We start from the raw sequence: 23,930 nt of genomic DNA, 5'->3' as shown, positions 1-23,930 counted from the left end.
AGGAACCGTAGGACTTGGAGTGCACTCCAACTCAAGCCGGGCCCGGAGCCGCGGCCGAACGACACCCCGTCAGGGGGTTCCTGTTGCGGTTGGGTCACGGAGTGTCCGGTTGATCGGGCATTGGGCGGGAGTGCGGTGATTCTTTTCGTTGGCGAGAATGTCATCGGACTCTCATAATGCCTGCTGAGACACGTGATGGACGGTCCGGGAAGGCCGCAGGGGGAGCGGATTCCGACGGTGGCCCGCGTGCGAAATTCCGATCATTCCCATGGGGGGAGTCCTTTGTCCGCGCCCGAGAACGAGAGCGCCGCGTTCACCGACCCGCCGCCGGAGCCCGCAGCCGCGCCGGAGCCCGCAGCCGCGCCGGAAGCCGCCGCTGCGCCCGAGCCCGCGCCCGCTGCCGCCCCGCGCCGGCTGCCGCGCGCCGTCGGCATCGCGCTGGCCACCGCCGGACTGCTCGCCGTCACGGCGGCCAGCGCCGCGGTGACCGTCGCGGTCGGCAAGCCGGACGGCCGCCCGGCCGCCGCACCCGCGCCGCGCGCCACCGCCACCGCCGCCCCGACGAGCACCGGCCCGAGCACGACGCCCTCCGCCGCACCCGTCCCGGTGCCGACGGTCGTCCCGACCGAGCCCGCCCCGGCCAGCACCGTCAAGGGCACCGTCAGCGGCGGCACGCACGACGGCGACCTGCGCTACTTCCTGCTCCCGATCCCCGCCGGCGGCGAGTCCTACGGGCCCGCCGACGGGATACCGATGACCCGCGACGACGTCTCCGAGATGTTCGGCAAGCCGGACGACATCGACACCATCCTCAACCGGCTCGGCTACCGGGACGGCGCCACCCGCACCTACCGGACGGCCGACGGCACGGCCGAAGTGACCGTCACCCTGCTGCACTTCGGCTCCGCCGACCTGGCGAGCAGGTTCGTCCAGGGCTACACCGTCAAGTCGCAGGAGTCGATCGACATCGACGGCGACCCCAACGCCCACGGCTTCCGCCGCAAGCCCAAGAACGAGTCCTACACCGGCTCGATGACCGGCATCTCGAGCCAGGGCGACGTCCAGTACACCGTCGACGTCGAGGTCAAGGGCACGCCGGACAAGGCGCTGCTGAACGACCTGATGAAGCGCCAGCGCGAGTGGCTCGCCTCCGGCGGCTGAGCCCGCGCCCGCCCCACGACGTCGTTCCCACTTCCTCCTCTGGAGTCGTTTCCGTGACCACCGAACCCGAGCAGCCGCCGTCCGCGGCCGCCGAGCCACCGCTGCCGCCCGTGCCGCCGGTACCCCCGGTCCCGCCCGTACCCCCGGTGCCGGCCGAACCGTCCGTCCCGTCCGTCCCGCCCGTGCCGCCGGTCCCGCCGGTGCCCCCCGTCCCGGCCCCGTCCCCCTGGTCGGCCGAGGCGACGGCGCAGCAGGCTCAGCAGGCGCCAGCCGCAGAGGAGTTCGCCCCTGCGGCGGCCGCCTACGCCGACTACCTGTCGGCCGGCCCGGAGACCGCCCCGCGCGCCCCGCGCCGCCCCCGCCCGGTGCTGCTGTCCGTCTGCGCCCTGGTCGTGGGCGCGCTGGCCGGCGGCGGCGTCGGCTACGCGATCCAGGCCCAGCGCCCGCCCACGCCGCTGCCCCCGATCCAGGTCGCCCTGCCCGCCTACCCGGCCGAGGCGGTCGACCCGGCCGCCCTCGCCGCCGCCCAGCCCGGCCCGCCGGCCATCGACGGTGACCTGCGCAAGCTGCTGATCAGCGTCCCCGACGGCAGCACCGCCTGGGGCGACTTCCCGTACGAGCCGAGCTGGATGTCGATCGGCGAACTCGCCGAGCGCAACGGCGACGCGGCCTACGTCTTCAAGAACCTGGCCAGGACCGGCTTCCGGCGCGCCGCCGAGGTGGACTGGAAGAAGGACGACATCCGCTACCGGGTCATGCTCACCCAGTACACCCCCGAGCACCTCGACAAGGCCGCGGGCCCCTCCTACGGGAAGAGCTTCGCCGACGGCGCCAACGGCGGCTACTACGCGGAGACCGAGCCCAGCAGCTGGTCCGACACCAAGGAGCAGTACTACTACGGCCGCGCCGCCGCCCAGCGCGGCACGGTGCAGATGAGCGTGGAGGTCTTCAGCCCCAAGCCGGTGGACACCGGGGACCTCAAGGCCCTCGCCAAGCAGCAGTGGGAGCGGCTGGCATGACCGACGAATCCGTGACCTCCACGCCCGCCGCCCCGACGGTCCCCGCATCTCCTGAACCGCCCACCCCCACAAGCCAGTTGAACCCTGCCCCGAACCCGGCCCAGCGCCGCCTGCTGCGCGCGGGCGCCGCCACCGTGGCCGCCGCCCTGGTCGGGGTGGTCATCGGCGTCGGCATCATCAAGACCCAGTACGACGACCCCGCCCCGGCCGCGGCCGCCGGCCCCACCGGCGCCCCCGCCCCGACCGCCACCCCCACGCCGTTCGGCGCCAAGTCCAACGGCAGCCACTTCGGCTCGCTGCGCGACCTGCTGCTGCCCGTCCCGGCCGGCTACGCCCCGGGGCCCGACGAGGGCGGCTACGGCAACGACACCGAGCTCGGCGCCGGACAGCTGACCGACGAGATGGACGCCGAACTCCAGCAGATCCCCAAGGACAAGCGCGACAAGCTCCGCTCCTACTGGCAGGGCCTGCACGTCAAGGGCACCGGCGTGCGGACCTACCGCAACGAGGACAACAACCTGGTGATCGGGTTGCGGCTGCGCCAGTTCAACCAGCAGGAGGTGCAACGGATCAACGAGTACACCGCGGTGTTCACCGGCGACACCGGCATCTTCCGCTCCGGCCCGCAGGTCCCCGGCCACCCCGAGGCGCACTGCTACCTGATGCCCGCGCCGCCGTCCGCGCCGATCGACTACCTGGAGTGCTCGGCCGCCGAGGGCGACCTCCTGGTGGTCATGAGCGCCGAGGGCGTGGCGCCGCTGCCCAAGGACCGGATCGTCGCCCTCTTCACCATGCAGCTCGACCGCCTCGCCAGCCCGGGAGCCTCCGTATGACCGACCACGCCCCCGCGCCGCAGCCCGCGCCGGAGCCGCACGACCAGGCCCCCGCGGCCCCCGCCGCGCCCGAGAGCCCCTGGGCCGCCGTCACCGTCGACGACCCGCAGCCCGAGGCCGCCCAGGCCCCCACGACGGCGGAGGCCGCCGAGGAGCAGGCCGCCCGCCGCACCCGCCGCCGCAAGGCCGCGGTGCGCTGGGGCAGCGCCGTCCTGGTGTTCGCCCTGGCCGGCACCGGCGCCGCGCTGGCCGTCACCGCCCCCGAGCGCACCGACATCCCCGGCCTGGCGACGGCCGGCGACGGCCGCTACACCTTCCCGCCCTTGGCCCTGCCGCCGCTGCCCTCGGGCAAGGCCGCGCCCGATCTGAAGGACAAGGGCAGGGACAAGACCAAGGACAAGGACGCTGGCCTGCACCTGGCCGACCTGCGCTACCTGCTGCTGCCCGCCCCCAAGGAGGCCGGCGGCTCGGTGAAGGCGCCGGTGTTCCCGTCCCCGACGGCCCCGGCGTCGCCCACGGCGGCCCCCTCCGACGCCCCGTCGGCCACCGCGAGCCCGAGCGCCCCTCCCACCCTCCCCGCGGTCCCCGACGGGGCGGCGGCCCCGGCCAACTGGGTGTCCTGCGGCGCGCTGGAGGGCGACGCGCAGAACGCGGCCAGGCTGCGCGCCCTGCTGCTGCAGAACGCGTGCCGCGCGGCCACCGTGCGGGAGTGGACCGCCTCGGACGGCACCAGCACCCGGATCCGGCTGCTGCGCTTCGGCTCCTCGGCCGAGGCCTGGGACACCTTCTCCCGGATGCGGTCGGAGATCCAGCTCAAGGCCGCGCCCGACGCGAGGACCACGACCGCCGCCTCCGACAGCGAGCTGCCCGACGGCGTGGAGGTGACCCGCAAGGAGTCCCGGGAGACGGTGGGCAAGGACGTGCCGACGACCCGTCTGGCGTACGTGTCGGCCTCCGACGTGGTCGCCGTGATCACCATGACCAACCCCCGCGGCGTGCCGGTCTCGGCCTTCCGCCAGGTGGTCGACCTCCAGTGCGACCTGCTCGCCTGAGCCACCCGACCGCCCGAGGGCCCCTCACCCCCGCCACGGGGGCGAGGGGCCCTCGGGCCGTCACGGTGCGACGGCCCGGCCGGCGCACCGTACTCGAACGGCCCTCCGGCCGCCAGGCGGTGACGAAACGGTGACCTCCATGTCCGGCACAAGCCCCGTCCTTCAGGGCGGGGCTAGCCGGTTCGGTCCGCAGCGCGGAGCGTTGTCAGTCACCTCGGGTAGGTTGACCGTCATGCAGCTCCGCTACAACTTCCGCGCGTACCCGACGCCGGGTCAGGCACACAGCCTGGCCCGTGCGTTCGGGTGTGCTCGCGTGGTCTTCAACGACGGGCTCAGTGCCCGTCGGGAAGCCCACGCGGATGGGCTGCCGTACATCAAGGACACCGACTTGCAGAAACAGGTCATCACCGCCGCGAAGCGCACCGAGGAACGGGCGTGGCTGGGTGAGGTGTCATCGGTGGTGCTGGTGCAGTCGCTGCGGGATCTGCATACCGCCTACCGGAACTTCTTCTCCTCGGTCACCGGCAAGCGCAAGGGGCCGAAGGTAGCGCCGCCACGCTTCAAGTCGAAGCGGGACAACAAGCAGAGTGTCCGGCTCACCGCCAACGGCTTCTCGCTGCGCGACAACGGCAAGCTGTACGTAGCCAAGGTAGGAGACCTTGCTGTCCGGTGGTCCCGGCAACTGCCGTCCACCCCGACCAGCGTTACTGTCACCAAGGACGCGACGGATCGGTACTGGGTGTCGTTCGTGGTCGAGACCGACCCGGACATCCTCCCCGAGACCACCGCCGAGACCGGCATCGACCTCGGACTCGCCCACTTCGCCGTCCTGGCCGACGGCCGCAAGGTCGACTCCCCGAGGTTCCTGCGCCGTGCCGAGAAGAAGCTCAAGCGGATGCAGAAGGCCCTCAGCCGGTGCGCGAAGGGAAGCAACAACCGGGCCAAGGCCCGAAAAAAGGTAGCCCGGCAGCACGCCCGCGTGGCGGACAAGCGGCGGGACTGGCACCACAAGCTGAGCACTTCGATCATCCGCGATACCCAAGCGGTGTACGTCGAAGACCTCTCGGTCAAGGGCCTCGCCCGTACCAACCTCGCCAAGTCCGTGCAGGACGCCGGATGGTCCCAGTTCGTCACCATGCTGGAGTACAAGGCCCTCAAGCACGGCCGCCACTTCGGCAGGATCGGCCGGTTCGAGCCCACCAGCCAGGTGTGCTCGGCCTGCGGAACCAAAGACGGCCCCAAACCCCTCCACGTCCGCGAGTGGACCTGTGGGGACTGCGGGAGCGCCCACAACCGCGACGTCAACGCCGCACGCAACATCCTGGCCGCCGGACGGGCGGACAGGCGAAACGCCTCGCAGAGCGCAGGTAAGACCGGACCCGTTCCGGCACAGCGCGTTGAAGCAGGAACCCACCGAGACCGGCACGTGCCGGTGGTAGGAATCCCGGTCCTTCAGGGCCGGGAGGACGTCAAAAATCCCTGATGGATCCCTTGCGAAAACCGGCGCTCGGCGGACATACGATCATCGGTGCCCGGTGATCGCAGCACCGGGTCACCACACATGGGGGATCGGAAGATGAGCACACCACCACCGGGCGGGTTCGGGGTCAACCACGACGCGCTGGACAAGGCGCACACCACGCTGACCAACCTGGCCCACGACTGCCCCGGTGCGGGTGCGGTCGCCGACGACGCCACCGGGACGGCCGTCACCGGCCTCAAGGGCTGGGACAGCGCCGGGGCGTTGAAGGACTCGCTGGACGAGTGGCACCAGCAGGTCAAGGCGCTGACCGGGCGGCTGAACGCCAACGCCGCCGCGATGCAGAGCACCGGCGCCAACTACCGCAGTACCAACCTGTCCATCGCCCAGTCCCTCCAGGTGCCGTGACCATGCTCGGATACGAAGACGTCCTCAACGCCAACCCCGACGCGCTGACCGCCGCCGCCACCCAGTGGCGCGCGATGGCCGTCCGCTTCCACACCATGCAGACCACCATGGAGCAGGACGTCCTGGGCGGGAGCGGCAAGGGCGGCGGCATCGGCGGCAGCGGCCTGTTCACCCCGGGCGGCAACGGCCTGCCGGGCAGCGGCAGCGGTCTGGGCGGCGGGCCCTGGTGGACGGGCAGCGCCGCCAACCTGGCCAACACCGCGCTGCTGGCGACCAAGGGCCAGATCGTCGACGCCCAGACCGAGGCCAACGCGATGGCCTCGCTGCTCGACGAGGCGCACGCCGACTTCGCCGCCGCGCAGAAGCAGACCCGCGACGCCGCCGACGGCGCCGTCAAGGACGGCTTCAAGGTCACCGGCACCGGCACCGCGGTGTTCGACGAGACCACGCTCGACCCGGCGACCCGCCAGGCGCTGCACCACGACCCGGAGGCCCGGCAGTCCTACCAGGACGCGGCCGCCAAGTGGACCGCGGCGATCTCGGCCGGCGTGCAGGCCGCCACCCGCGCCGACCAGCGCATCGCCGCCGCCCTGCGCGGCGCCTCCAAGGCCGGCAACCCGCTGGACACCACCTTCAACGGCGGGGCGGTGGGCGGCGGCGACGCCGGCGACGCCCAGCGCGCCGCCGACCTGGCCACCCACCTGGACGACCTGACCCCGGACCAGCTGCTCCAGCTGCAGGACCTGATGAAGGACAAGGCCGACCACCCCGCCTTCTCCCAGGGCCTGCTGGACCGGCTCGGCCCGGACGGCATGCTCAAGCTCGCCGGGAAGCTGAGCAGTCCCGGCGACGACAAGAAGGCCGCCTACACCGACCTCCAGGGCGGCCTCACCCACGCCCTGGCCTCCGCCACCCAGGACACCAACACCGACTTCTACCGCCGCTGGCGCGACGGCATGAGCAAGGTCGGCTGCGACAAGGACCACAACTACGGCTCCAACACCGAGCCGGTGTACGGGTACCAGGTCCTCACCACCCTGATGGCCAAGGGCGACGCCAAGTACTCCGCCGGGATGCTCGGCGACCTGGCCGACGACATCACCGCCGCGGAGAAGAAGACCCCCGACGCGTGGAGCTACAAGGCCAACCACAACGGCACCGCGCTGGGCGCCGACCCGCTGGACAACGTGCTCGCGATCATGGGCCGCGAACCGGACGCCGCCACCGCCTACCTGGACCCGAACTCGGGCGGCGGCAACCAGCACCTGCACTACCTGCTCAAGGACCGCAAGTGGCCCGAGGGCTGGGTCACGTCGATGGCCGGCCCGTTCAAGATGCCCGACCCGCTGTCCCAGAGCGGCCTGGGCGCGGCCCTGGAGGCCGCGACCACCGGCCAGCCGGCCGGCGCCCCGCACACCGGCCACCACACCGAGGCCCAGGCCCGGATCATGCACGACACCGTCACCACCCTGGACGAGGGCCAGGGCGGCAACAAGGTCAACGCCAACCTGCGCCAGCCGCTGGCCAACGCCCTGGCCGACTACACCAACGACACCCACGAGATCTTCAACGGCCGCAACTCCCAGTACCAGGACCACGGCAGCGCGGTGTGGACCGACGCCAATGGCACCGTGCACATGGGCGTCGGCGAGGACAGCCTGGTGCGGGTGATGCGCGGACTGTCCGACAACCCCGACGCCTACGCCACCCTGCACCAGGCCGAGAGCGCGAAGATCGCCCAGGAGCTGTCCTCGATGGGGCCCAACCCCTCGCAGAACGACATCCAGGACGTGATGAACAAGGGCGCCGCGAGCCTGGGCGTCTACGACGCGATCCGCGCCGACGTCGCCATGGGCCAGCGCGACGACGCCAACCTCCAGGCCGACTGGCAGGCCAAGGTCGCCTACCACGTGGTCGGCGCCCCGCTGACCCCCATCCCGTGGGTCGGCGACGGCGCCCAGCGCCTGGTCGACACCTGGGCCTGGGAGTGGGACAACCAGATGAAGGACCACAACAACAGCGTCGCCAACGCCAAGATCTCCGACACCTACCTCGACGCCAACAACGAGATGACCCACCTGGTCAGCGGCTGGGCCAAGGACCGTGGCATGGACCCGGACAGCAGCATGATCCACGTCGTCGAGGACGCCTCCCACGACCGCCGCTCCACCAGCGCCACCACCGCCGGCCACTTCCTCGGCCGCGGCAACTCCTGACGGACCCGACGGATCTGACGTACCGTCAACTCCACTGCGGCCGCCGCCTCCTGGGATTGGGGCGGCGGCCGCGGGCCGTCCGTCCCCGCCGGCCGCGGGAGGACCCGCCGGAGCGGTTGAACCCGGCGGGCCCCCGCAGCCGTCACCCCGGTGGGAGCGAAAAAGGTGGACGGGCGCCGCACGACACGGTCCTGCGGCGCCCCCGCCACGGCCCCGTACCACGGCCCGCCGGACGCCGCGTGCGGCCGCAGCACGCCCCCACGGGGCCGGAGGACACGTGACCATCCGCACCGGGAGCACCGGCACCGGGCGACCAGGCACCGGGAGCACCGGCACCGCGAGAACGAGCACCGGGAGCACAAGCACCGGCACCGCCCACCGGCCCGCCCGCTGGGTCCGCGCCAGGCTGCGCGCCGACCCGGCGGCCGCGCTGCTCATGGCGGCCCTCGCCTTCACCACCGTCTTCCTCGCCGCCGCCCTGCCCCGGCTCCAGGACCGCGGTGCCGACGCCGCCCTCCAGGACTACGTCAGCCACCGCGACCTGAGCCTGAGCAGCCTGCAGTACACCTCCCGCACCCGCCCGACCGACACCGCCGCCGACCTCGCCGCCGTGCGCCACGCCCTCACCGGGCGCCTGGCAACCGCCCTGCCGCTCGCCCCGGCGGGCGAGGCCGTCGGCACCCGGGCCCGCGCCAAGGGCGACCTGAACAACCCCGGCTACGCCCGGATCGCCGCCGACACGGCCCCCAAACTGGACCTGCTGCACCTCGACGGCCTCGCCGACCGGGTCACCCTCACCGACGGCACCTGGCCGACCCCCGCCCCCGCCGACGGCCCGCTGCCGATCGTGGTGAGCGCCGAGGCCGCCCGCACCATCGGCATCAGGACCGGCGACGTCCTCGACAACGGCACCGGCGAATCCGGCGCCCGCCGCACCATCGTCGTCGGCCTCTACCGCGTCAACGACCCGCTGGACCCGTACTGGGACGAACTCGGCTGCCCGGCCCGCGCCTGCCTGCGCCTGGACCCCCTGGGCAACGACTGGTGGCAGACCACCGGCTTCACCGACGGCGCGAGCCTTGCGGCCCTGGCCCGCTGGGGCGGGGGCGCCGACGACTTCTGGCGGCTGCCCGTCGACCCCGCCGCCCTGCGCGCCGACCGGCTCGACCGCACCATCGCCACCGTCGAGTCCTTCCTCAACGGCCCCGACGCCAGGGCGCTGGCCCCCACGAGCGGCCGCGCCGACCTGCGCACCTCCTCCGCCCTCCCGGACACCCTCACCCGGGCCCGGGACCGCTACCGGGCCGCCACACCGCTGGCTGCGATCGGCCCGGCCGGCGCCGCGGGCGTGGCGACGGTGGTGCTGTTCCTGGCCGCCGCCCTCTCCACCGACCGGCGCGCCGCCGAGATCCGGCTGCTGCGCGCCCGCGGCGCCTCCCGCACCGGGGTGCTGCTGCGGCTGCTCGGCGAGGGCGCGGTCACCGTCCTGCCCGCCGCCGCGCTCGCCACCGTCCTCGCCCTGGTACTGCTGCCCACCCCCCGCTGGGGCCCGGCGGTGCTCGCCGCCCTGGCCGCCGCCCTGATCGCCCTGGCGGCCTTCCCGGTCCGGGCCGTCCTGGCGCGCTCGCGCCCGCGCGGGCCCGGCGGCCCGCGCCGGCTGATCGGCGAACTCAGCGTCCTGGCGGTCACCGTCGCGGCGGTGGCCGAGCTCCGCCGCCGGGGCGTCGGCCACCCCGGGTCCGGGAGCGACCCGCTGCTGGTCGCCGCCCCGCTGCTGCTCGCCGTCACCGCCGGGCTGCTGCTGGCCAGGACCGCGCCGCCGCTGATCGGCCGACTCGCCGCACTCGCCGGCCGCAGCCGCGGCCTGACCGGCTTCCTCGGCCTGGCCCGCGCCGCCCGGGACACCACGGGCCGCCACCGGCCCTCCGCGCTGCCGCTGCTCGCCCTGCTGATCGCCGTCACCAGCACCGGCTTCGGCGCCACCGTGCTCGACGCCGTCGACCACGGCCGGACCCGCGCCGCGCGCCTGGCCACCGGAGGCGACACCGCCCTCGTCGTCCCCGACTACGCCACCGTGCCCGAGGCCTTCACCGCGGCCGCCGCCGGCCTGCCCGGGGTCCGCGCCGCCGCCGCCGTCCGGGTCGAGGCCAAGGCCCTGCTGCTGGGCACGGGTTCGGACTACACCAAGGTCACCGTGGTGGTCGCCGACCCGGCCCAGTACGCCCGGATCGCCGCCGGCACCGGCGCCGGCGGCTTCGACCCGGCGAAGCTCACCGCCGCCGGCCCCGGCACCCCCGTGCCCGCGCTGGTCAGCCCCGACCTGGCCGAGCGCTTCGCCGCCGGCCCGCCCACCCTCCACCTGACCAGCGGCAACGACCTGCGCACCACCGTCGCCGGGGCGCTCACCGCCACCCCCGCCCTGCCGGACCCGGGCCTGCCCTTCGTCGTGGTCCCGGCCGGCCCGGCCGCCGAGCGCCTGCCGGAACTCGGCAAGCCCAACCGGTGGCTCGCCGTCGGCGACATCGACCCCGAAGCGGTCCGGGCCCTGCTCCGGGACCGGGGCCTGACCCAGCCCACCGGCATCCTCAAGCTCATCCAGGACGACGACGCCGCGGCCGGCCGCGCCACCCACGGCCTGCCGCCCGGCTACGCCGTCCACAGCAGCCGCGAACTGGCCGCCCAGCTCGCCGACGACCCCCTCCAGCAGGCCGCCGGACACCTGTTCCGCTACGCCGCGGCCGCGGCCGCCGGCTTCGCCCTGCTCGCCGTCCTGCTGACCCTGCTGCGCACCGCGCCCGAGCGCGCCGCCGTCCTCGCCCGGCTGCGCACCATGGGCCTGCGGCCCCGTCAGGGGCTGGCGCTGATCACCGTCGAGGCGCTGCCGCAGGCCCTGACGGCCACGGTGGGCGGGGGCCTGGCCGCGCTCGCGGCGGCGGCCCTGCTCGGGCCGGCCTTCGACCTGTCGACCCTGGTCGGCGCCGGGGTCGGCGACGCCCTGCGGCCCGCGGCGCTGCCGGTGCTGCTGCCCACGGCGGGCCTGGCGCTGCTGGTCTGCCTGGCCGTCGTGCTGGAGACCGCGGTCGCCGGACGGCGCCGGCTCACCGCGGAACTGCGGGCCGGCGACCGGCTCTGACCCCGCCCGCAGGTGGGCGGGGTCGTTGCCCTCAGGCGCGGTGGTACTGGATCGGGGAGTGGACCTCGCCGCCGAGGTCGCGGGCCGCGTGGCGGGCCCAGAAGGGGTTGCGCAGCAGCTCACGGCCGATCAGGACGGCGTCGGCCCGGCCGTCGGCGAGGATCTCCTGCGCCTGGGCCGCCTCGGTGATCAGGCCGACGGCCGCCACCGGCAGGCCCGCCTCGTTGCGCACCGCCTCGGCGAAGGGCACCTGGAAGCCGGGCGCGGCCTCGATCCGGGCGTCGGGCACCAGGCCGCCGGTGGAGACGTCCAGCAGGTCCACGCCGTGCGCCTGCAGCTCCTTGGCCAGCCGCACGGTGTCCTGCGAGGTCCAGCCCTCGCGGCCGTCCTGCGGGTTCTCGCTGAGCCAGTCGGTGGCCGAGACGCGGAAGAACAGTGGCAGCTCCTCGGGCCACACCGCGCGCACCGCGTCGACGACCTCCAGGGCGAAGCGGATCCGGCCCTCGAAGGAGCCGCCGTAGCCGTCGGTGCGGTGGTTGCTCTGCGGGGAGAGGAACTGGTGGATCAGGTAGCCGTGGGCGCCGTGGAGTTCGACGGCCTGGAAGCCGGCCGCCAGCGCGCGCCGGGCGGCGTCGGCGAACTCCCTTACGATCCCGGCGATCTGATCGGCCGTCAGTTCGTCGGGGGTGGTGTGCTCGGGGGAGAAGGCCACGGCGCTGGGGGCGACCGGGGTCCAGCCGTGCTCCTCCTCGGGGGCCAGGGCGCGCCCGCGGTCGACCCAGGGTCGCTCGGTGGAGGCCTTGCGCCCGGCGTGGCCGAGCTGGATCGCGGGGACGGCGCCCTGCTCCTTGAGGAAGGCGGTGATCCGGCGGAACGCCTCCAGCTGGGTGTCGTTCCACAGTCCGAGGTCGTACGGGCTGATCCGCCCCTCGGGGCTGACCGCGGTGGCCTCCACGATGATCAGCCCGGTACCGCCGGCGGCCCGCGCCGCCAGGTGGGTGTAGTGCCACTCGTTGGGCACCCCGGCCCCCTCACCGGCCGGCGCGGCGCTGTACTGGCACATCGGCGGCATCCAGACCCGGTTGGGAACGGTCAGCTCCCGCAGGGCGTACGGGGTGAAGAGGGTGGTGCTCATGTCGGACTCCCGTGGGGTCGGCGGCGCCGGGCTCCGGGTGCCAGGACGCAGGTGCCAGGGCGCAGGCGCTTGCTGATGCGCTTTACGTGTCACAACAATAGTTGCACGGGACGGTACTTTTAATGGGCGGGTCCGCCCGCGGAACTCGGAGGACCCCCCCCGCGGAACTCAGAGGAACCTCAGAGCCCACACCCGTGCCACCGGGCCTGAGGCGGCGACAGAATTGGCGCTGTCGCGTCAAGCGCGGCCGGGCCCGTCCGTACGGCCCGGCGCCGGCCGCCCGGACGCCCTCCCCCGCGCCCGTCCGATCGAGGAGTTCCCCGTGTCCGTCGACCTGCCGCCGTTCGCCGAACGCGCCCGCCCCCTGGTCCTGGGGCTGTTCCGCATCGTGGTCTCCCTGCTGTTCGCGTGCCACGGTGCGGCGACCCTCTTCGGCGTCCTGGGCGGCGCGCACGGCAAGGCGCCCGGGTTCGGGCAGTGGCCCGGCTGGTGGGCGGCCGCCATCCAGCTGGCCGGCGGGATCCTGGTCCTCGTCGGGCTGGTCGTGCGCCCGGCCGCCCTCCTCTGCTCCGGGTCGATGGCCTACGCCTACTTCAGCGTGCACCAGGAGAACGGCCTGTGGCCGATCCAGAACGGCGGCGAGCCCTCGGTGATGTTCTGCTGGGCCTTCCTGCTCATCGCCGCGGTCGGGCCGGGCGCCCTGGCCCTGGGCCGGGTCCCGCGCCGCGTGCCCGGCGGGCCGGCCCTGTCCGTCTGAGCGCCGCCCGCCCCGGCCCCGGCCCGCGCCTCAGCCTTCCGCGCCTCAGCCTTCCGGCCCCGCGGCCAGCAGGTCGCGGGCCCGGGCCGCCAGGCCGTCGGCGCCGCAGCGGGCGGCCAGCTCCAGGCCCCGGGTGAGCGCGGTGCGCGCCGCCGCGGTGGAGCCCAGCACCCCGGAGCCCAGCACCTCGCCGAGGTCGACCAGGGCGAGCGCGTGCTCGTAGCGGGCCGGCGAGCGCTCCAGGCACCGGACCGCCTCCGCCAGCAACTCGGCCGCCCGCGGCGGCTCGTGCACGGCGGCGCACAGCCGCAGCGCGCTGCCGACGGCCGAGTCCGTCCCGGACTCCCGGGCCCGGCCCACCGCCTCCTCGGCCAGGCCGCGGGCCCGCTCCGGATCCACCGCGGCCACCGCGCGCGCCAGATGCCCCAGCCACGGCGCCCACACCGTGTTGCGCCACCCGCGCGCGTCCAGGGCCGCCCCGGCGGCGGCCAGCGCCGCGGCCGCGCCCGCCGCGTCGCCCCGGGCCAGCAGCAGCCGCCCGTACAGCGTCGGGGCGTCCGGCAGCACCATCACCGTCGGGTACGGCGGGCCGAAGGCGTGCTCGCGCGCCAGCTCCAGGGCCTCCTCCAGCCGGCCGCGCGCGGCCACCGTCTCGGCCAGCGCCCCGACGGCGTCCCAGTGCAACGGGGTGCCCGGGCCGATCCGCCCGGCGATGCGCAGGGCCCGGCGCAGGTAGTCCTCCGCTGCGGCGAGCTCGCCGCAGCGGAACCGCAGCATGCCGGTCAGCAGGTAGGCGAAACCCAGGTGGCCACCGCTCCACCCGGCGACCTCGTAGCTGCGCACCGCCTCCTCGAACAGCTCCTGCGCCCGGTCGACCCGGTCGGCGTACAGGTAGCTGAGGCCCAGCACCCCGGGCAGCTCGAAGCCCCAGGTGGTGTTGGTCCAGCCGAGACTGACGGGCAGCCGGCCGCCCCGCAGCGCGGACTCGGCCAGGGCGATCGCCTCCGTACGGTGGACGCCGCGCAGCGTCAGGTCCCAGCAGCGCAGCACGGCCACCGCCTGGGCCAGGCCGTCGCGTTCGAACACGGCCTCGCCCGCGGCCGCCCCGTCCGGACCGTCGTCGGTGAAGGCCAGGCCGACCGTGCCCAGCATCCGGCCGAATTCCGCCAGCCGCCGGGAGCGGCCGGGGCCGTCCGGGTCCTCGAACCGGAACGTCGCGAACATGAAGTCGGCGACCTCCAGCCGCAGCCGCCCCGGGCCGGGCGGGGTGCGCGCGGCCTCCTCGGCGCACAGCGCGGCGGCCTCGCCCAGCCGGTTGCTGTGGGCGAGGGCCTGGGCGAGCCGGAAGGTCGCGTCCACCCGCAGCTCGGGGCCCAGCCCGTACGGGTCGGCGAGCGCCAGCCGCAGCTGGTTGACCGTGGTCGACGGGTCGGTGAGCAGCGCCGAGCAGCCCAGCTCGTAGAGCACCGGGGCCCGGTCCCGGTCGGCGGGCGGCTCGCTGATGGCGCGGCGCAGGCAGCGCTGCGCGGCCCCGGGCGCGCCGATGGCCAGGTGCTCGCGGGCCGCCCGGCGCAGCTTGTCGACGATCAGGCCGTCCCCTTCGGGCAGGATCTCCAGCAGGTGGCGGGAGGCCGCGGGCAGGCCGAGGCCGGCGTTCTCGATCTCGACGGCGGCGACCCCGTGCATCCCGGTGCGGGCGGCGGGCGGCATCGACTGGTAGACCGAGGTGGCGACCAGCGGGTGGACGAACTCCAGCCGGCCCGCCGGGGTGCCGGTCAGCACCCGGTGCCGGCGCAGCTCCCGGACGGACTGGGCGGCGGTCTCCGGGCCCTGGGCGCAGATGGCGGCGGCCAGGTCGGGGCGGATGTCGGTGTCCAGCACCGAGGCCGCCCAGGCGAAGCGCAGCGCGGTGGGGCCGAGCCGCTCCAGCCAGTGCCGCAGCGTCATCCCCCTTGCTGTGGCGGCGAGTTCGCGCAGCTGCCCGGTGCTCTCCTCGACCGGGTCGAGCCGCTGGTCGGCCACCTCCCGCAGCAGGGCCGCGGTCTCGTACGGGTTCCCGGCGGTGACCGCCCAGACGTGCCGGCAGAAGGCGTCCTCGGCCCGCTCGCCCAGGGCCGCGCGGACCAGGTGCGCGACCGAGTCGGGCTGGAGCGGGCGCAGTTCGTGCCGGCGGTCGGCCCGGTCGGCGAGGCCGCGCTGCAGCGCCAGCGCGTCGTCGGGGAACTCGTCGCGGCAGGCGAGCACCAGCAGCGCCGGCAGCTCCCGGGCGCGCAGCGCGAAACCGGCCAGCCAGCCGAGCGACTCCGGGTCGGCCCAGTGCAGGTCGTCGACCAGCACGGCCACCGGCGAGCGTAACTGCACGAGGCGGGTGAGGACGAAGTCCAGCCCGTCCCGCACCCCTTGCGGATCGAGCTGCCCGCGGGGCGGACACAGCCCCGCCGCCGGGCCGACGATGTCCTCCCACGGCCCGAAGACCTCCGCCCGCTCCTCGGCGGACAGCGCCGACAGCACCGGTCGCACCAGCTGGCGCACCACGTGGAACGGCTCGTGGCACTGCCGCTGCCCGCCCCGGGCGAACAGCACCGTGCAGCCCGCGCGCTTCGCGGCCCGCCGCACCGCGGTCAGCACCGCGGTCTTGCCCAGCCCGGCCGCGCCGGTGTACAGCAGCAGTTCACCGACCCCGGCACCGGCGGGCAGGGTGAGCGCCGCTATCGCCTGTGCCGCCGACCGGATCTCGGCCTCGCGCTCGTGCAGCGTCCCCTCGCCGTCCCCGGCCTTCCCCTCGGCCACCGCCGCCTCCAATTCGCCCTGCCAGGAGCATCGTTGCGTCGTCACAGGCTGCCGAGGCTACTGCCGATCGGCCGGTCCCGGGACGGGCTTGACAAAGCCGCCCGCCCGGGTGGGCGGTGGGGCCGGTCCTCGAACTCCCGCCTGCGGGGCGGCGACAGGCCCGGGGGCCGGTGAACACGGCGGCGCCGTCCGGGAACCCCCGGACGGCGCCGCCGTTCACGCGTGCCGGCCGTCAGCGCACCGACTGCGCCACCCGCTGCGCCGGGACGCCCGGGGCCTTGGCCGCACCCGGCCCGCCCGGCGCGGCGGGGGAGGCGGGGGAGGCGCCCAGCGCCGTGCCCCGTGTCTCCTCCGCCCACAGCACGCACACCAGCAGCCCCAGCGCCGTCGTCCCGGCGGCGATCAGCATGGTCGGGCCGGTGCCCAGGCCGGTCAGCGACAGCGGCAGCAGGTAGGTGCCCACCGCCGCGCCGATCCGGCTGACCGAGGTGGCCATGCCCACGGCGGTGGCCCGGATCTCGGTCGGGAACAGCTCGTTGGGGTAGGTCCAGTCGAGCACGTTCGGCCCGCCGCACAGGAAGGCGTACGCGCACAGCGCGGTCAGCGCCACGGCGGCCGGGGCGGGTGGGCCACACCCCCAGCAGGGCCAGCGGGACGGTCATCAGGGCGAAGGACCAGATGATGACGGGGCGCCGGCCGCGGGTGTCGATCAGGCGCAGCGCCGGGTAGCAGCCGAGCAGGAAGACCAGGCTGATCAGCCCGGTGCCCAGGGTCTCCATCACGGTGCCGCCGGGCATGCCGAAGGAGGAGAGGATCTGCGGGCCGAAGGTGAGCATCGCGAACAGCGGGCCGACCTGGAAGAGGAAGAACAGGCCGCAGAACAGGGTGCGGCGCCGGTAGGGCGGGGTCATCAGCAGGCGCAGTCCGCCGGCGGCGCGGGCGCGCCCGGCCGGGTCGGGCATCAGCTCGCGGCCGTCGACCCGTACCCCCAGGTGCTTCTCGACCACGCGCACCGCCTCGCCGACCCGCCCGTTGGCGGCCAGCCAGCGCGGCGACTCCGGGGAGCCGCGGCGGATCACCAGGAAGACCACGCACAGCACGGTGGAGCTGGCCAGCATCCACCGCCAGCTGCCCGGTCCGGCCAGCTCCAGGAACAGGTAGCCCACCACGTAGGCGAGCACCGAGCCGGCGTACCAGGCGACGATCTGCTGGCCGAGCAGGCGCCCGCGGTGCTTGGCGGGCAGCCACTCGGCGAGCAGGGAGGTGGCGATGGGGTAGTCGGCGGCGACGGCCATGCCGAGCACGAAGCGCAGCACGGTGATCGCCCACACCGAGTCGACCCAGAACGAGAGCACCGAGCAGGCGACCATCACCAGCAGGTCGGCGGTGTACATCACCTCCCGGCCGATCTTGTCGGTCAGCACGCCGAACAGGGCGCCGCCGACGAACATGCCCACCAGGGCGGCGGCGCCGATCAGGCTGACCTCCGCGGTGGACAGGCCGAGGTCGGGGCGCATCCCGATCAGGGCGACGCCGACGATGCTGAGGATGTAGCCGTCGAGCAGCGGTCCACCGGAGCAGGCGAGGGCCAGTCTGCGGTGGAAGGCGGTATACGGGGCGTTGTCGATCGTCTGGGACATGGGCTTCGGGGTCCTCCGGGACGTACGGCCGCACGCTTGTCACGCGTGCCGTGCGCCGGGTAGACGGCGGGGAACGGCGCCGCCCGCGTCGGGCGGCGCCATCGCCCGCTCACACCGGGCGACCGTCCACGGTTGCCCGGGTACGCAGGGTGAACCACCGGGGCGAAGGTCGGCCGGATTCATGCCCAAGGTCCCGAAGCGGACGGGCCCTTCGCCCGTGCCGGTTTACGCCCCGCCCAGTCCTCCCGGGCCCTGACGCCGTGTGCCCGCCCGGCGCCGCGCCGCGGGTGACCCTGGTCACTTCCGGTGCCGAACGGTGTGGGACCTGCCACTTTCAGGCTCCCGGACGGGCCCCGCGCAGCCGCTCCAGGCCCGAGTCCAGGGCCGCCTCCAGATGGACGGTCGAGCCCGTGGTCAGCAGGATCGTCACCCCGCCCTGGATCCCGGCCAGCAGGGCGGCGGCCTCGCGGTCGGCGTCCAGCCCCGGGGCGGCCCGGCCGGTGCCCTGGAGGTGGCGGATGCCCGCGGCGATCTGCTCCTGCCACCGCTCCATCAGCCGGGCGGCCACCGCCCGGGCCGCCTCCGTGGTCGAGCCCAACTGGGACAGCGCCACGTGCAGCGGACAGTTCACGCCCTGGGCGCGGTAACGCGCGACGACCTTGTCCCGCCACTGCCACCAGGCCTCCCAGGAGGTCAGGGCGCCCAGCTCCGGCTGCTGGTCGGCGAGCACCAGGCCCGCCTCGTGGCGCGCCACCGCCAGCAGCAACTCGTCCTTCCCGCCCGGGAAGTAGTGGAACAGCTGGCTCTTGCTGGTCGCCGTGCGGGCCATCACGTCCTCCAGCCGCAGCGAGAACACCCCCTCCTCGCGGATCTGCCCGGCCGCGCCCTCGACGATGCGCCGCCTGGTCGCGGCGCCCTTGCGGGTCAGTGTCACGTGTCCCCTCCTGCGCTCCCGTCGCTCCCCCCGGTCAGGGCAGCAGCACCAGCTTGCCGGTGGTGCGCCGGGATTCGAGGTCGGCGTGGGCGCGGGCCGCCTCGGCCAGTGGGTAACGGCCGGTGATCCGCGGGGTCAGCCGCCCCGCCAGGACCAGGTCGAACAGCTCGCCGCTGCGCCGCACCAGGGCCTCGTGGGTGGGGACGTGGTGGTGCACCACCGGGTAGCTGAGCAGGATGCTGTTCGGCAGGTCGGTGGGCCGCAGGGTCGGCACGCCCATGAACGGGCCGTAGTAGGCGTGTACGCCGTGCGGGCGCAGCGCCAGCTGCGAGGAGACGAAGGTGTCGGCGCCGCCGCCGTCGTAGACGACGTCGGCCCCGCGGCCGCCGGTCAACTCCCGTACCCGCTCCTCGAAGCCGGCGCCGGAGTGGACCAGCACGTGGTCGGCGCCGGCCTCCCGGGCGGCGGCGGCCTTCTCCTCGCGCGAGACCAGCCCGATCACGCTGCCGCCGTGGGCCTTGACCAGTTGGGTGAGCAGCTGGCCCACCCCGCCGGCCGCCGCGTGCACCACGGCGGTGTCGCCGGGGCCGACGGGGTAGGTCTCGGTGCTCAGGTGGCTTGCGGTCAGGCCCTGGAGCATCACGGCGGCCGCCGTCTCGTCGTCGATGCCGTCGGGCACCTTGACCAACGAGGCGGCCGGGACGGCCAACGACTCGGCGTAGCTGCCCATGTGGAAGAACCAGGCCACCCGGTCGCCGACGACGAGGTCTTGCACCCCCTCGCCGAGCGCGGTGACGCGGCCGGCCCCCTCGGCGCCCAGGACCATGGGGGGCACCCACCCGAACCCGCCCTGCGAACGGGCGCCGACGTCCAGGTAGTTGACGCCCGCCGCACCCAGGCGCACCACCGCCTCGCCGGGGCCGGGAACGGGGTCGGGCAACTCGGTCCAGCGCATGACTTCGGGGCCGCCGTGCTCCTGGATGCGGATCGCGTGCATGGGGTGACACCTTCCTGTGCGGGTTCGTCCCCGGGAGGGAACGTCCAGCACGGTAGGCACCCGAAAATGGACCCACAAGTCCAGAAATCGCGAACTCAGTGGTGCCGCCCGGCCGGTGCCACCGGCCGGGCGGGGCAGGGGAGTTCAGGAGGCGGGCGGGTGGTGCGGGTGCGCGCGCTCCTGCTTGCAGGCCTCCTGCTGGAGGAGGACGGCGATCTGGTCGACGTCGTCGTTGACGTCGAAGAAGCCCTGGATGTTCGGGACGGCCGCGCCGTTGACGCCGACGAAGAAGGTGTAGAGGTGGCCGTCGTCCGCCTGGAGGTAGCCCGCGTAGGTCTGGGCGTTGATGGCGAACTGCTGGTTGAGCCAGTCGAAGCCGATGATGGTGCCGGGCTTGGCGAAGACCTTGCCCTTGGCCGGGCAGGCGTCGGTGTTGCAGTAGAGCGCGCCCGTGCCGGACACGCCGAGGATCGGCAGCGAGGTGCGGAAGGCGTCCGCGTCGGGGGTGTGCAGCCAGTACGCGAGCAGCTGGTTGAGCCCGGTGGGGGTGACGCGGTCGACGGGGACGTCGCCGCGCCCGTCGGCCATCTGGAACTGGGTCGGGTCCACCTTCGCCGTGTTGGTGAGGAAGTCGTGGATCACCGGGAAGCCCTCGAAGCAGTTGGTGCTGCCGCGGCCGACGGCCATGTTGCACAGGGCCAGGTTGGCGCCGAGGTTGTGGCTGACGTTCAGGATCAGCTTGGCGTACTCGCGGTACGGCGGGGAGACGAAGGCCGCCACCTGGGGGTCGCCGGTGTACGAGGCGGGCAGCGCGCCCTGCGGGTTGGGCCCGGTCGGCGGGGCGGTGACGGTGACCCCGGCGCGGGCCAGCGCCTCGATCAGGGCGGTGCGCCCGAACGCGTTGGGGTCCTGGACCTGGGAGATCTTCAGGGTGGGCGGGGCGTCGGCGGCGATCGTGCCGGAGAGCGTGATGGCCGTGCCGTCGGGGGAGGCGCTGACCTGGATGTCGGTGGTGCCGCCGGCCGCCACGGTGCGGACGTCGGAGGTGACCCGGTAGGGCGCGACCTGCGGGCGCCAGCTCAGCTGGGCGGGCTGCCCGGGGGAGGAGGGCGTGGTCAGCAGGTCGATGACGTTGTCGTTGATGATCAGCGGGGTCGGCTGGGGGGTGATCGCGGGGGGCGTGAACAGCCGCGGGTCGATGATGACGTCGCCGTCGACCGCGGTGATGCCCGAGTCACGGACCTGACGGGCGATCTGGTCCAGGCCGGCGAGCGGGTCCTCCGGGGTGAGGGTGGCGCCCGGGACGTCGTCGGCGTAGGTGTGGTCGATGGGGGTGAAGTCGACCGACCCGTCCGCCTTGGTGCGCCCGCCCATGGTCAGGTCGCCCTGGGCGACGAGCGCCAGGTTCCCGGTGAGGGTCGACCCGTCGAGGCGGCCGACGGCGTGCACCGGCGTGGTGAAGCGGTGGTCGGGGCCCAGGGCGTGCCAGGCGCTGGAGATGGTGATCAGTTTGACGGTCGAACCCGGCATGAAGAACTGGTCGGGGTAGCGGGAGTGGATGACCCGCCCGTCCTCGGGGTCGACCTCCAGCAGCCCCCACTGGGCGTGCTGGTACGCGGGCTTGTTCATGATCGCCGTGATGTCGGGACTGAGGTCGCCCTGCGGGTTCCCCGCCGGCGCGGCGGCGGCCGTACCGGCCACGACCGCGAGTGCGACGCCGACGACGGCCCAGGGCCGAAGCCGACCGCGGATCCTTGCTCTCATTCGATCAGCCGTTCCTTGAGTCGGAAGCCCCGTTTCGCGGGGCGCTCAAGGCGGACATGGTAGGTATGCGGACTCCGGGCGCCGGGATCCCGGGCGGCGTGCTGACGGCGAGGGGTGTGAAAACCATCCGATCGGTCGAAAGGCGGGTGTCGGAGGCGGGCCCGGACCGCGTCCGTCGCGGTCCGGGCCCCCGGCGCCGCGAAGGCCCCGGGCGGCCCCCGCAGGCGGTGGCGGGGGCTCTCTCAAACCCCCCGCGGGGGGCGGCGGGGGGGGGGGGGGGGGGGGCCCCCCCCCGCGCCCGCCCGGCCCCCCCCCCGCGGCTCCGCGAAGGCCCGGTGCGGCCCGCTCAGCCGTTGGCGTGGGATCCCCTCTCGGACGAGAAGCTCGCCAGTCGGAGCTGGAGCCGGCATCCGCCGGGCCGGTCGTCGGTGTCGATGCGGACGGCGAACGGGCGGTCATTGTCCACGGGGCTGAACAGGCCGAGATCGGGGCCGGCGTTCCCGCACTGGGCGCGGTCGCCGTCCGAGGAGTAGTTGACGCCGATGCTCATGCCGATGGAACTCGACAGGGCGAACGTGAGATCGCATCCGCCCGGCCGGTTGTCGGTGTCGATCCGGATGGTGGGGCCGAAGGTCCGGGACGTCCGGCCGACCGGCATCCGGTGGGTGCCCGGGTTTCCGCACTGGGCGGGATCGCCGCCGGGGGTGGCCTGGAAGGTGTAGGTGACGGACGGATCCCGCAGCAGACCGTCCGGGTCGTAGATGCCGAATGCGAGCTGACAGCCGCCCGGGCGGGAGTCGGTGTCGAAGCGGATCGGTTCGGTCGCGTCGAAGTCGTTCTTCCACTGGTCGCCCGTTCTTCCGCCGCACTGGCCCGGGTCTCCGTCGGCGTTGAACCGGATGCCGAGCTGCGGAGGGGTGAACAGTCCGGTGCGGGCTCGGGCGAGGGGTGCCGGGGCGATGCCGACCGCGGCCGCCGTCGCGCCGACGGCGGAGAGCAGCAGCATCCTCCGTACGAAGCTCTTCATGGCAAACGTCCCTTCGTGTAGGGATCGATGTTTCGGGGGTGAGGTTTCCGGCACCCCGAGCACCCCAAACCCGGCACCGGTGGACAAGGAGGGGGTGCCGCCTGAACGGCCCAACGGCCGACCGTCCCCTTCGAGTTGACGTTCGGCAGGGGAACGGAGGAAGGGGGGAAGGGGGCTCGTTCGTCACCGCCGTCCGCAGCGGGGAGTTCGGGGGCGTCTGAAACAGTAGGCCCGGACCGCAGCCGCTGCGGTCCGGGCCGTCGCACCGCACAGGTGAGGGGGCCCGTGAACCTGGGGGAGTGAAACCTGTGCGTGTGCAGACCGATCAGCTATCGCAGCAGCCTGCGACCGAGACCACCGACAAGAAATCCGTACGGCACGCCCTGCTGATCGCGCTCGGCAGCGGCATCGGCTACATGCCGTTCGCCCTGACCATCCCGATCCTGCCCAGCCTCGTCACCGGCCCGCTGCACGGCGGCCCCGCCGAGGTCGGCGCGGTCGTCGGCGGTTACGCGCTGACCGCGCTGCTGTCCCGCCCGGTGTCGGGCGCGCTGATGAACCGCCTCGGCGCCCGGGCCCTGACCATCGGCGGGGCGATCCTGACCACGCTCGCCACCGTCTGCTACCCGCTCGCCGGGTCGGTCGCCCAACTCGTCGGCCTGCGCATGCTGGTGGGCATCGGCATGGGCGTGATGCTGGCCGCGACCGGGGTCTGGCCGGTGCAGCTGGTCGCCAAGGACCGGCAGAGCTGGGCGCTCGGGCTCAGCGGCACCGTCATCTACGTGGCCATCGGCCTGGGCGCCCCGCTGGGCACGCTGACCGAGCACCTGGTGGGCACGACGACCACCTTCGTGATCGCCGGGTTGCTCGCCCTGCCCGTCATCCCCATCGCCCTGTCCGTCCCGGAAGTGCGCCTGCCCCCGAAGACGAAGCAGACGGTCGGCATCGACCGGGGCCGGGCCCTGCTCGGCACCGTGCTGCCCAGCATCGCGCTGGTCTTCACCGCGTTCGGCTTCGCCGCCGTCTCCGGCTTCGCGGTCGCCAAGTTCGACGCCCTCGGGGTCGCCGGGGGAGCGGCCGTGGTCACCGCGTACTCCCTGACCGTGGTGCTGCTGCGGATAGCCAGCACCTGGATCCGCTGGGAGGCCACCCGACCGGTGGCGCTCGCCGCCCTGTTCCTGGTCGAGGCCCTGGGCGTCGCGCTCATCGGGCTGTCGAACGGCCTCGTCCTGGGCGTGCTCGGCGGGGTGCTCACCGGGATCGGCATGTGGCAGATCTACCCGGTGCTGGGGCTGTTCGTGGTGCGCTCGGTCGACGAACGCCAGCGCGCCACGGCGCTGTCGACCTTCGGGGCCTGCTTCACCGTGGGCCTGGCCGCCGGCAGCGGCTCGCTGGGGCTGGTCGCCGAGGCCACCGGGTACCGGGCGATGTTCCTGGTCTGCGCGGCCTGTGTCGGCCTGGGACTGCTGGTGGCCGTGGCGGCGGCCCGCGTCGCCCGGATCCGCTGACGCCTCCCGGCGGCGGGGCGCCCGCGTTCGGCTCGGCTTCGTCGGGGACCGTGCCGGGCCGTCGGCGGGCGGTTCG

16 protein-coding genes and 1 pseudogene are annotated in these 23,930 nt (G+C 74.4%); 10 read left to right on the top strand and 7 right to left on the bottom strand.

Annotated elements, in window-relative coordinates; genetic code table 11:
• The first annotated feature begins 282 nt into the window (after positions 1-282).
• From ACFVXG_RS24565 to ACFVXG_RS24530, 8 genes are all read left to right on the top strand, one after another.
• The gene (locus ACFVXG_RS24565) at positions 283-1,161 is read left to right on the top strand and encodes a hypothetical protein (RefSeq protein WP_387930549.1); all 879 of its coding nucleotides are present in this window, start codon (positions 283-285) and stop codon (positions 1,159-1,161) included.
• A gap of 53 nt (positions 1,162-1,214) precedes the next feature.
• Positions 1,215-2,180, top strand: coding sequence for a hypothetical protein (locus ACFVXG_RS24560; RefSeq protein WP_387930548.1), 966 nt, complete (start codon positions 1,215-1,217; stop codon positions 2,178-2,180).
• Positions 2,177-3,013: a hypothetical protein gene (locus ACFVXG_RS24555; protein ID WP_387930547.1), complete on the top strand. Its 837-nt coding sequence runs from the start codon at positions 2,177-2,179 to the stop codon at positions 3,011-3,013. The genes ACFVXG_RS24560 and ACFVXG_RS24555 overlap by 4 nt, the downstream gene beginning before the upstream one ends.
• Positions 3,010-4,065 carry an SPOR domain-containing protein gene (locus ACFVXG_RS24550; protein ID WP_387930546.1) on the top strand — a complete coding sequence of 352 codons (1,056 nt, stop codon included), beginning with the start codon at positions 3,010-3,012 and terminating at the stop codon, positions 4,063-4,065. Before ACFVXG_RS24555 ends, ACFVXG_RS24550 begins: the two co-directional genes overlap by 4 nt.
• Positions 4,066-4,297: 232 nt before the next feature.
• On the top strand, positions 4,298-5,548 hold the full coding sequence (locus ACFVXG_RS24545; RefSeq protein WP_387930545.1) for an RNA-guided endonuclease InsQ/TnpB family protein: 1,251 nt from the start codon (positions 4,298-4,300) through the stop codon (positions 5,546-5,548).
• Positions 5,549-5,641: 93 nt separating this feature from the next.
• Positions 5,642-5,953 carry a hypothetical protein gene (locus tag ACFVXG_RS24540; protein WP_387930544.1) on the top strand — a complete coding sequence of 104 codons (312 nt, stop codon included), beginning with the start codon at positions 5,642-5,644 and terminating at the stop codon, positions 5,951-5,953.
• Between the two features lie 2 nt (positions 5,954-5,955).
• Entirely contained in the window at positions 5,956-8,169 is a 2,214-nt protein-coding gene (locus tag ACFVXG_RS24535) for a DUF6571 family protein (protein WP_387930543.1), read from the top strand.
• Between the two features lie 277 nt (positions 8,170-8,446).
• Positions 8,447-11,302 carry a hypothetical protein gene (locus ACFVXG_RS24530; RefSeq protein WP_387930542.1) on the top strand — a complete coding sequence of 952 codons (2,856 nt, stop codon included), beginning with the start codon at positions 8,447-8,449 and terminating at the stop codon, positions 11,300-11,302.
• A gap of 31 nt (positions 11,303-11,333) precedes the next feature.
• Here ACFVXG_RS24530 and ACFVXG_RS24525 read toward each other — a convergent pair whose 3' ends face one another.
• On the bottom strand, positions 11,334-12,437 hold the full coding sequence (locus ACFVXG_RS24525) for an NADH:flavin oxidoreductase/NADH oxidase (protein ID WP_387930541.1): 1,104 nt from the start codon (positions 12,435-12,437) through the stop codon (positions 11,334-11,336).
• A gap of 322 nt (positions 12,438-12,759) precedes the next feature.
• Here ACFVXG_RS24525 and ACFVXG_RS24520 point away from each other — a divergent pair, with 322 nt between their 5' ends.
• Positions 12,760-13,194 (top strand): DoxX family protein, encoded by a 435-nt coding sequence (locus ACFVXG_RS24520; protein WP_387930540.1) that lies wholly within the window; start codon positions 12,760-12,762, stop codon positions 13,192-13,194.
• 45 nt (positions 13,195-13,239) lie between these two features.
• On the opposite strand, the gene ACFVXG_RS24515 is transcribed toward ACFVXG_RS24520, so the two are convergent.
• The 6 genes and pseudogenes from ACFVXG_RS24515 to ACFVXG_RS24490 form a co-directional block, all read right to left on the bottom strand.
• Positions 13,240-15,984 carry an ATP-binding protein gene (locus ACFVXG_RS24515; protein WP_387930683.1) on the bottom strand — a complete coding sequence of 915 codons (2,745 nt, stop codon included), beginning with the start codon at positions 15,982-15,984 and terminating at the stop codon, positions 13,240-13,242.
• Positions 15,985-16,216: 232 nt separating this feature from the next.
• A pseudogene (locus tag ACFVXG_RS24510) lies at positions 16,217-17,624 on the bottom strand (MFS transporter).
• Between the two features lie 334 nt (positions 17,625-17,958).
• Positions 17,959-18,558, bottom strand: coding sequence for a TetR/AcrR family transcriptional regulator (locus ACFVXG_RS24505; protein ID WP_387930539.1), 600 nt, complete (start codon positions 18,556-18,558; stop codon positions 17,959-17,961).
• 34 nt (positions 18,559-18,592) lie between these two features.
• Complete coding sequence (locus ACFVXG_RS24500; protein WP_387930538.1) at positions 18,593-19,555, bottom strand: quinone oxidoreductase family protein; 963 nt, start codon at positions 19,553-19,555, stop codon at positions 18,593-18,595.
• A 144-nt stretch (positions 19,556-19,699) separates the two neighbouring features.
• Positions 19,700-21,319, bottom strand: coding sequence for a D-alanyl-D-alanine carboxypeptidase/D-alanyl-D-alanine-endopeptidase (dacB, locus tag ACFVXG_RS24495; RefSeq protein ID WP_387930537.1), 1,620 nt, complete (start codon positions 21,317-21,319; stop codon positions 19,700-19,702).
• Positions 21,320-21,665: 346 nt separating this feature from the next.
• On the bottom strand, positions 21,666-22,346 hold the full coding sequence (locus ACFVXG_RS24490) for a hypothetical protein (protein WP_387930536.1): 681 nt from the start codon (positions 22,344-22,346) through the stop codon (positions 21,666-21,668).
• Between the two features lie 314 nt (positions 22,347-22,660).
• On the opposite strand from ACFVXG_RS24490, the gene ACFVXG_RS24485 reads away from it, so the two are divergent.
• Positions 22,661-23,854: an MFS transporter gene (locus ACFVXG_RS24485; protein ID WP_387930535.1), complete on the top strand. Its 1,194-nt coding sequence runs from the start codon at positions 22,661-22,663 to the stop codon at positions 23,852-23,854.
• The last annotated feature ends 76 nt before the right edge of the window (positions 23,855-23,930 follow it).

Source organism: Kitasatospora sp. NPDC058162, from assembly GCF_042884005.1.
Lineage (GTDB): Bacteria > Actinomycetota > Actinomycetes > Streptomycetales > Streptomycetaceae > Kitasatospora.
Note: the sequence above shows the minus strand (reverse complement) of the source record. Positions and strands in the feature narration are given on the sequence as shown.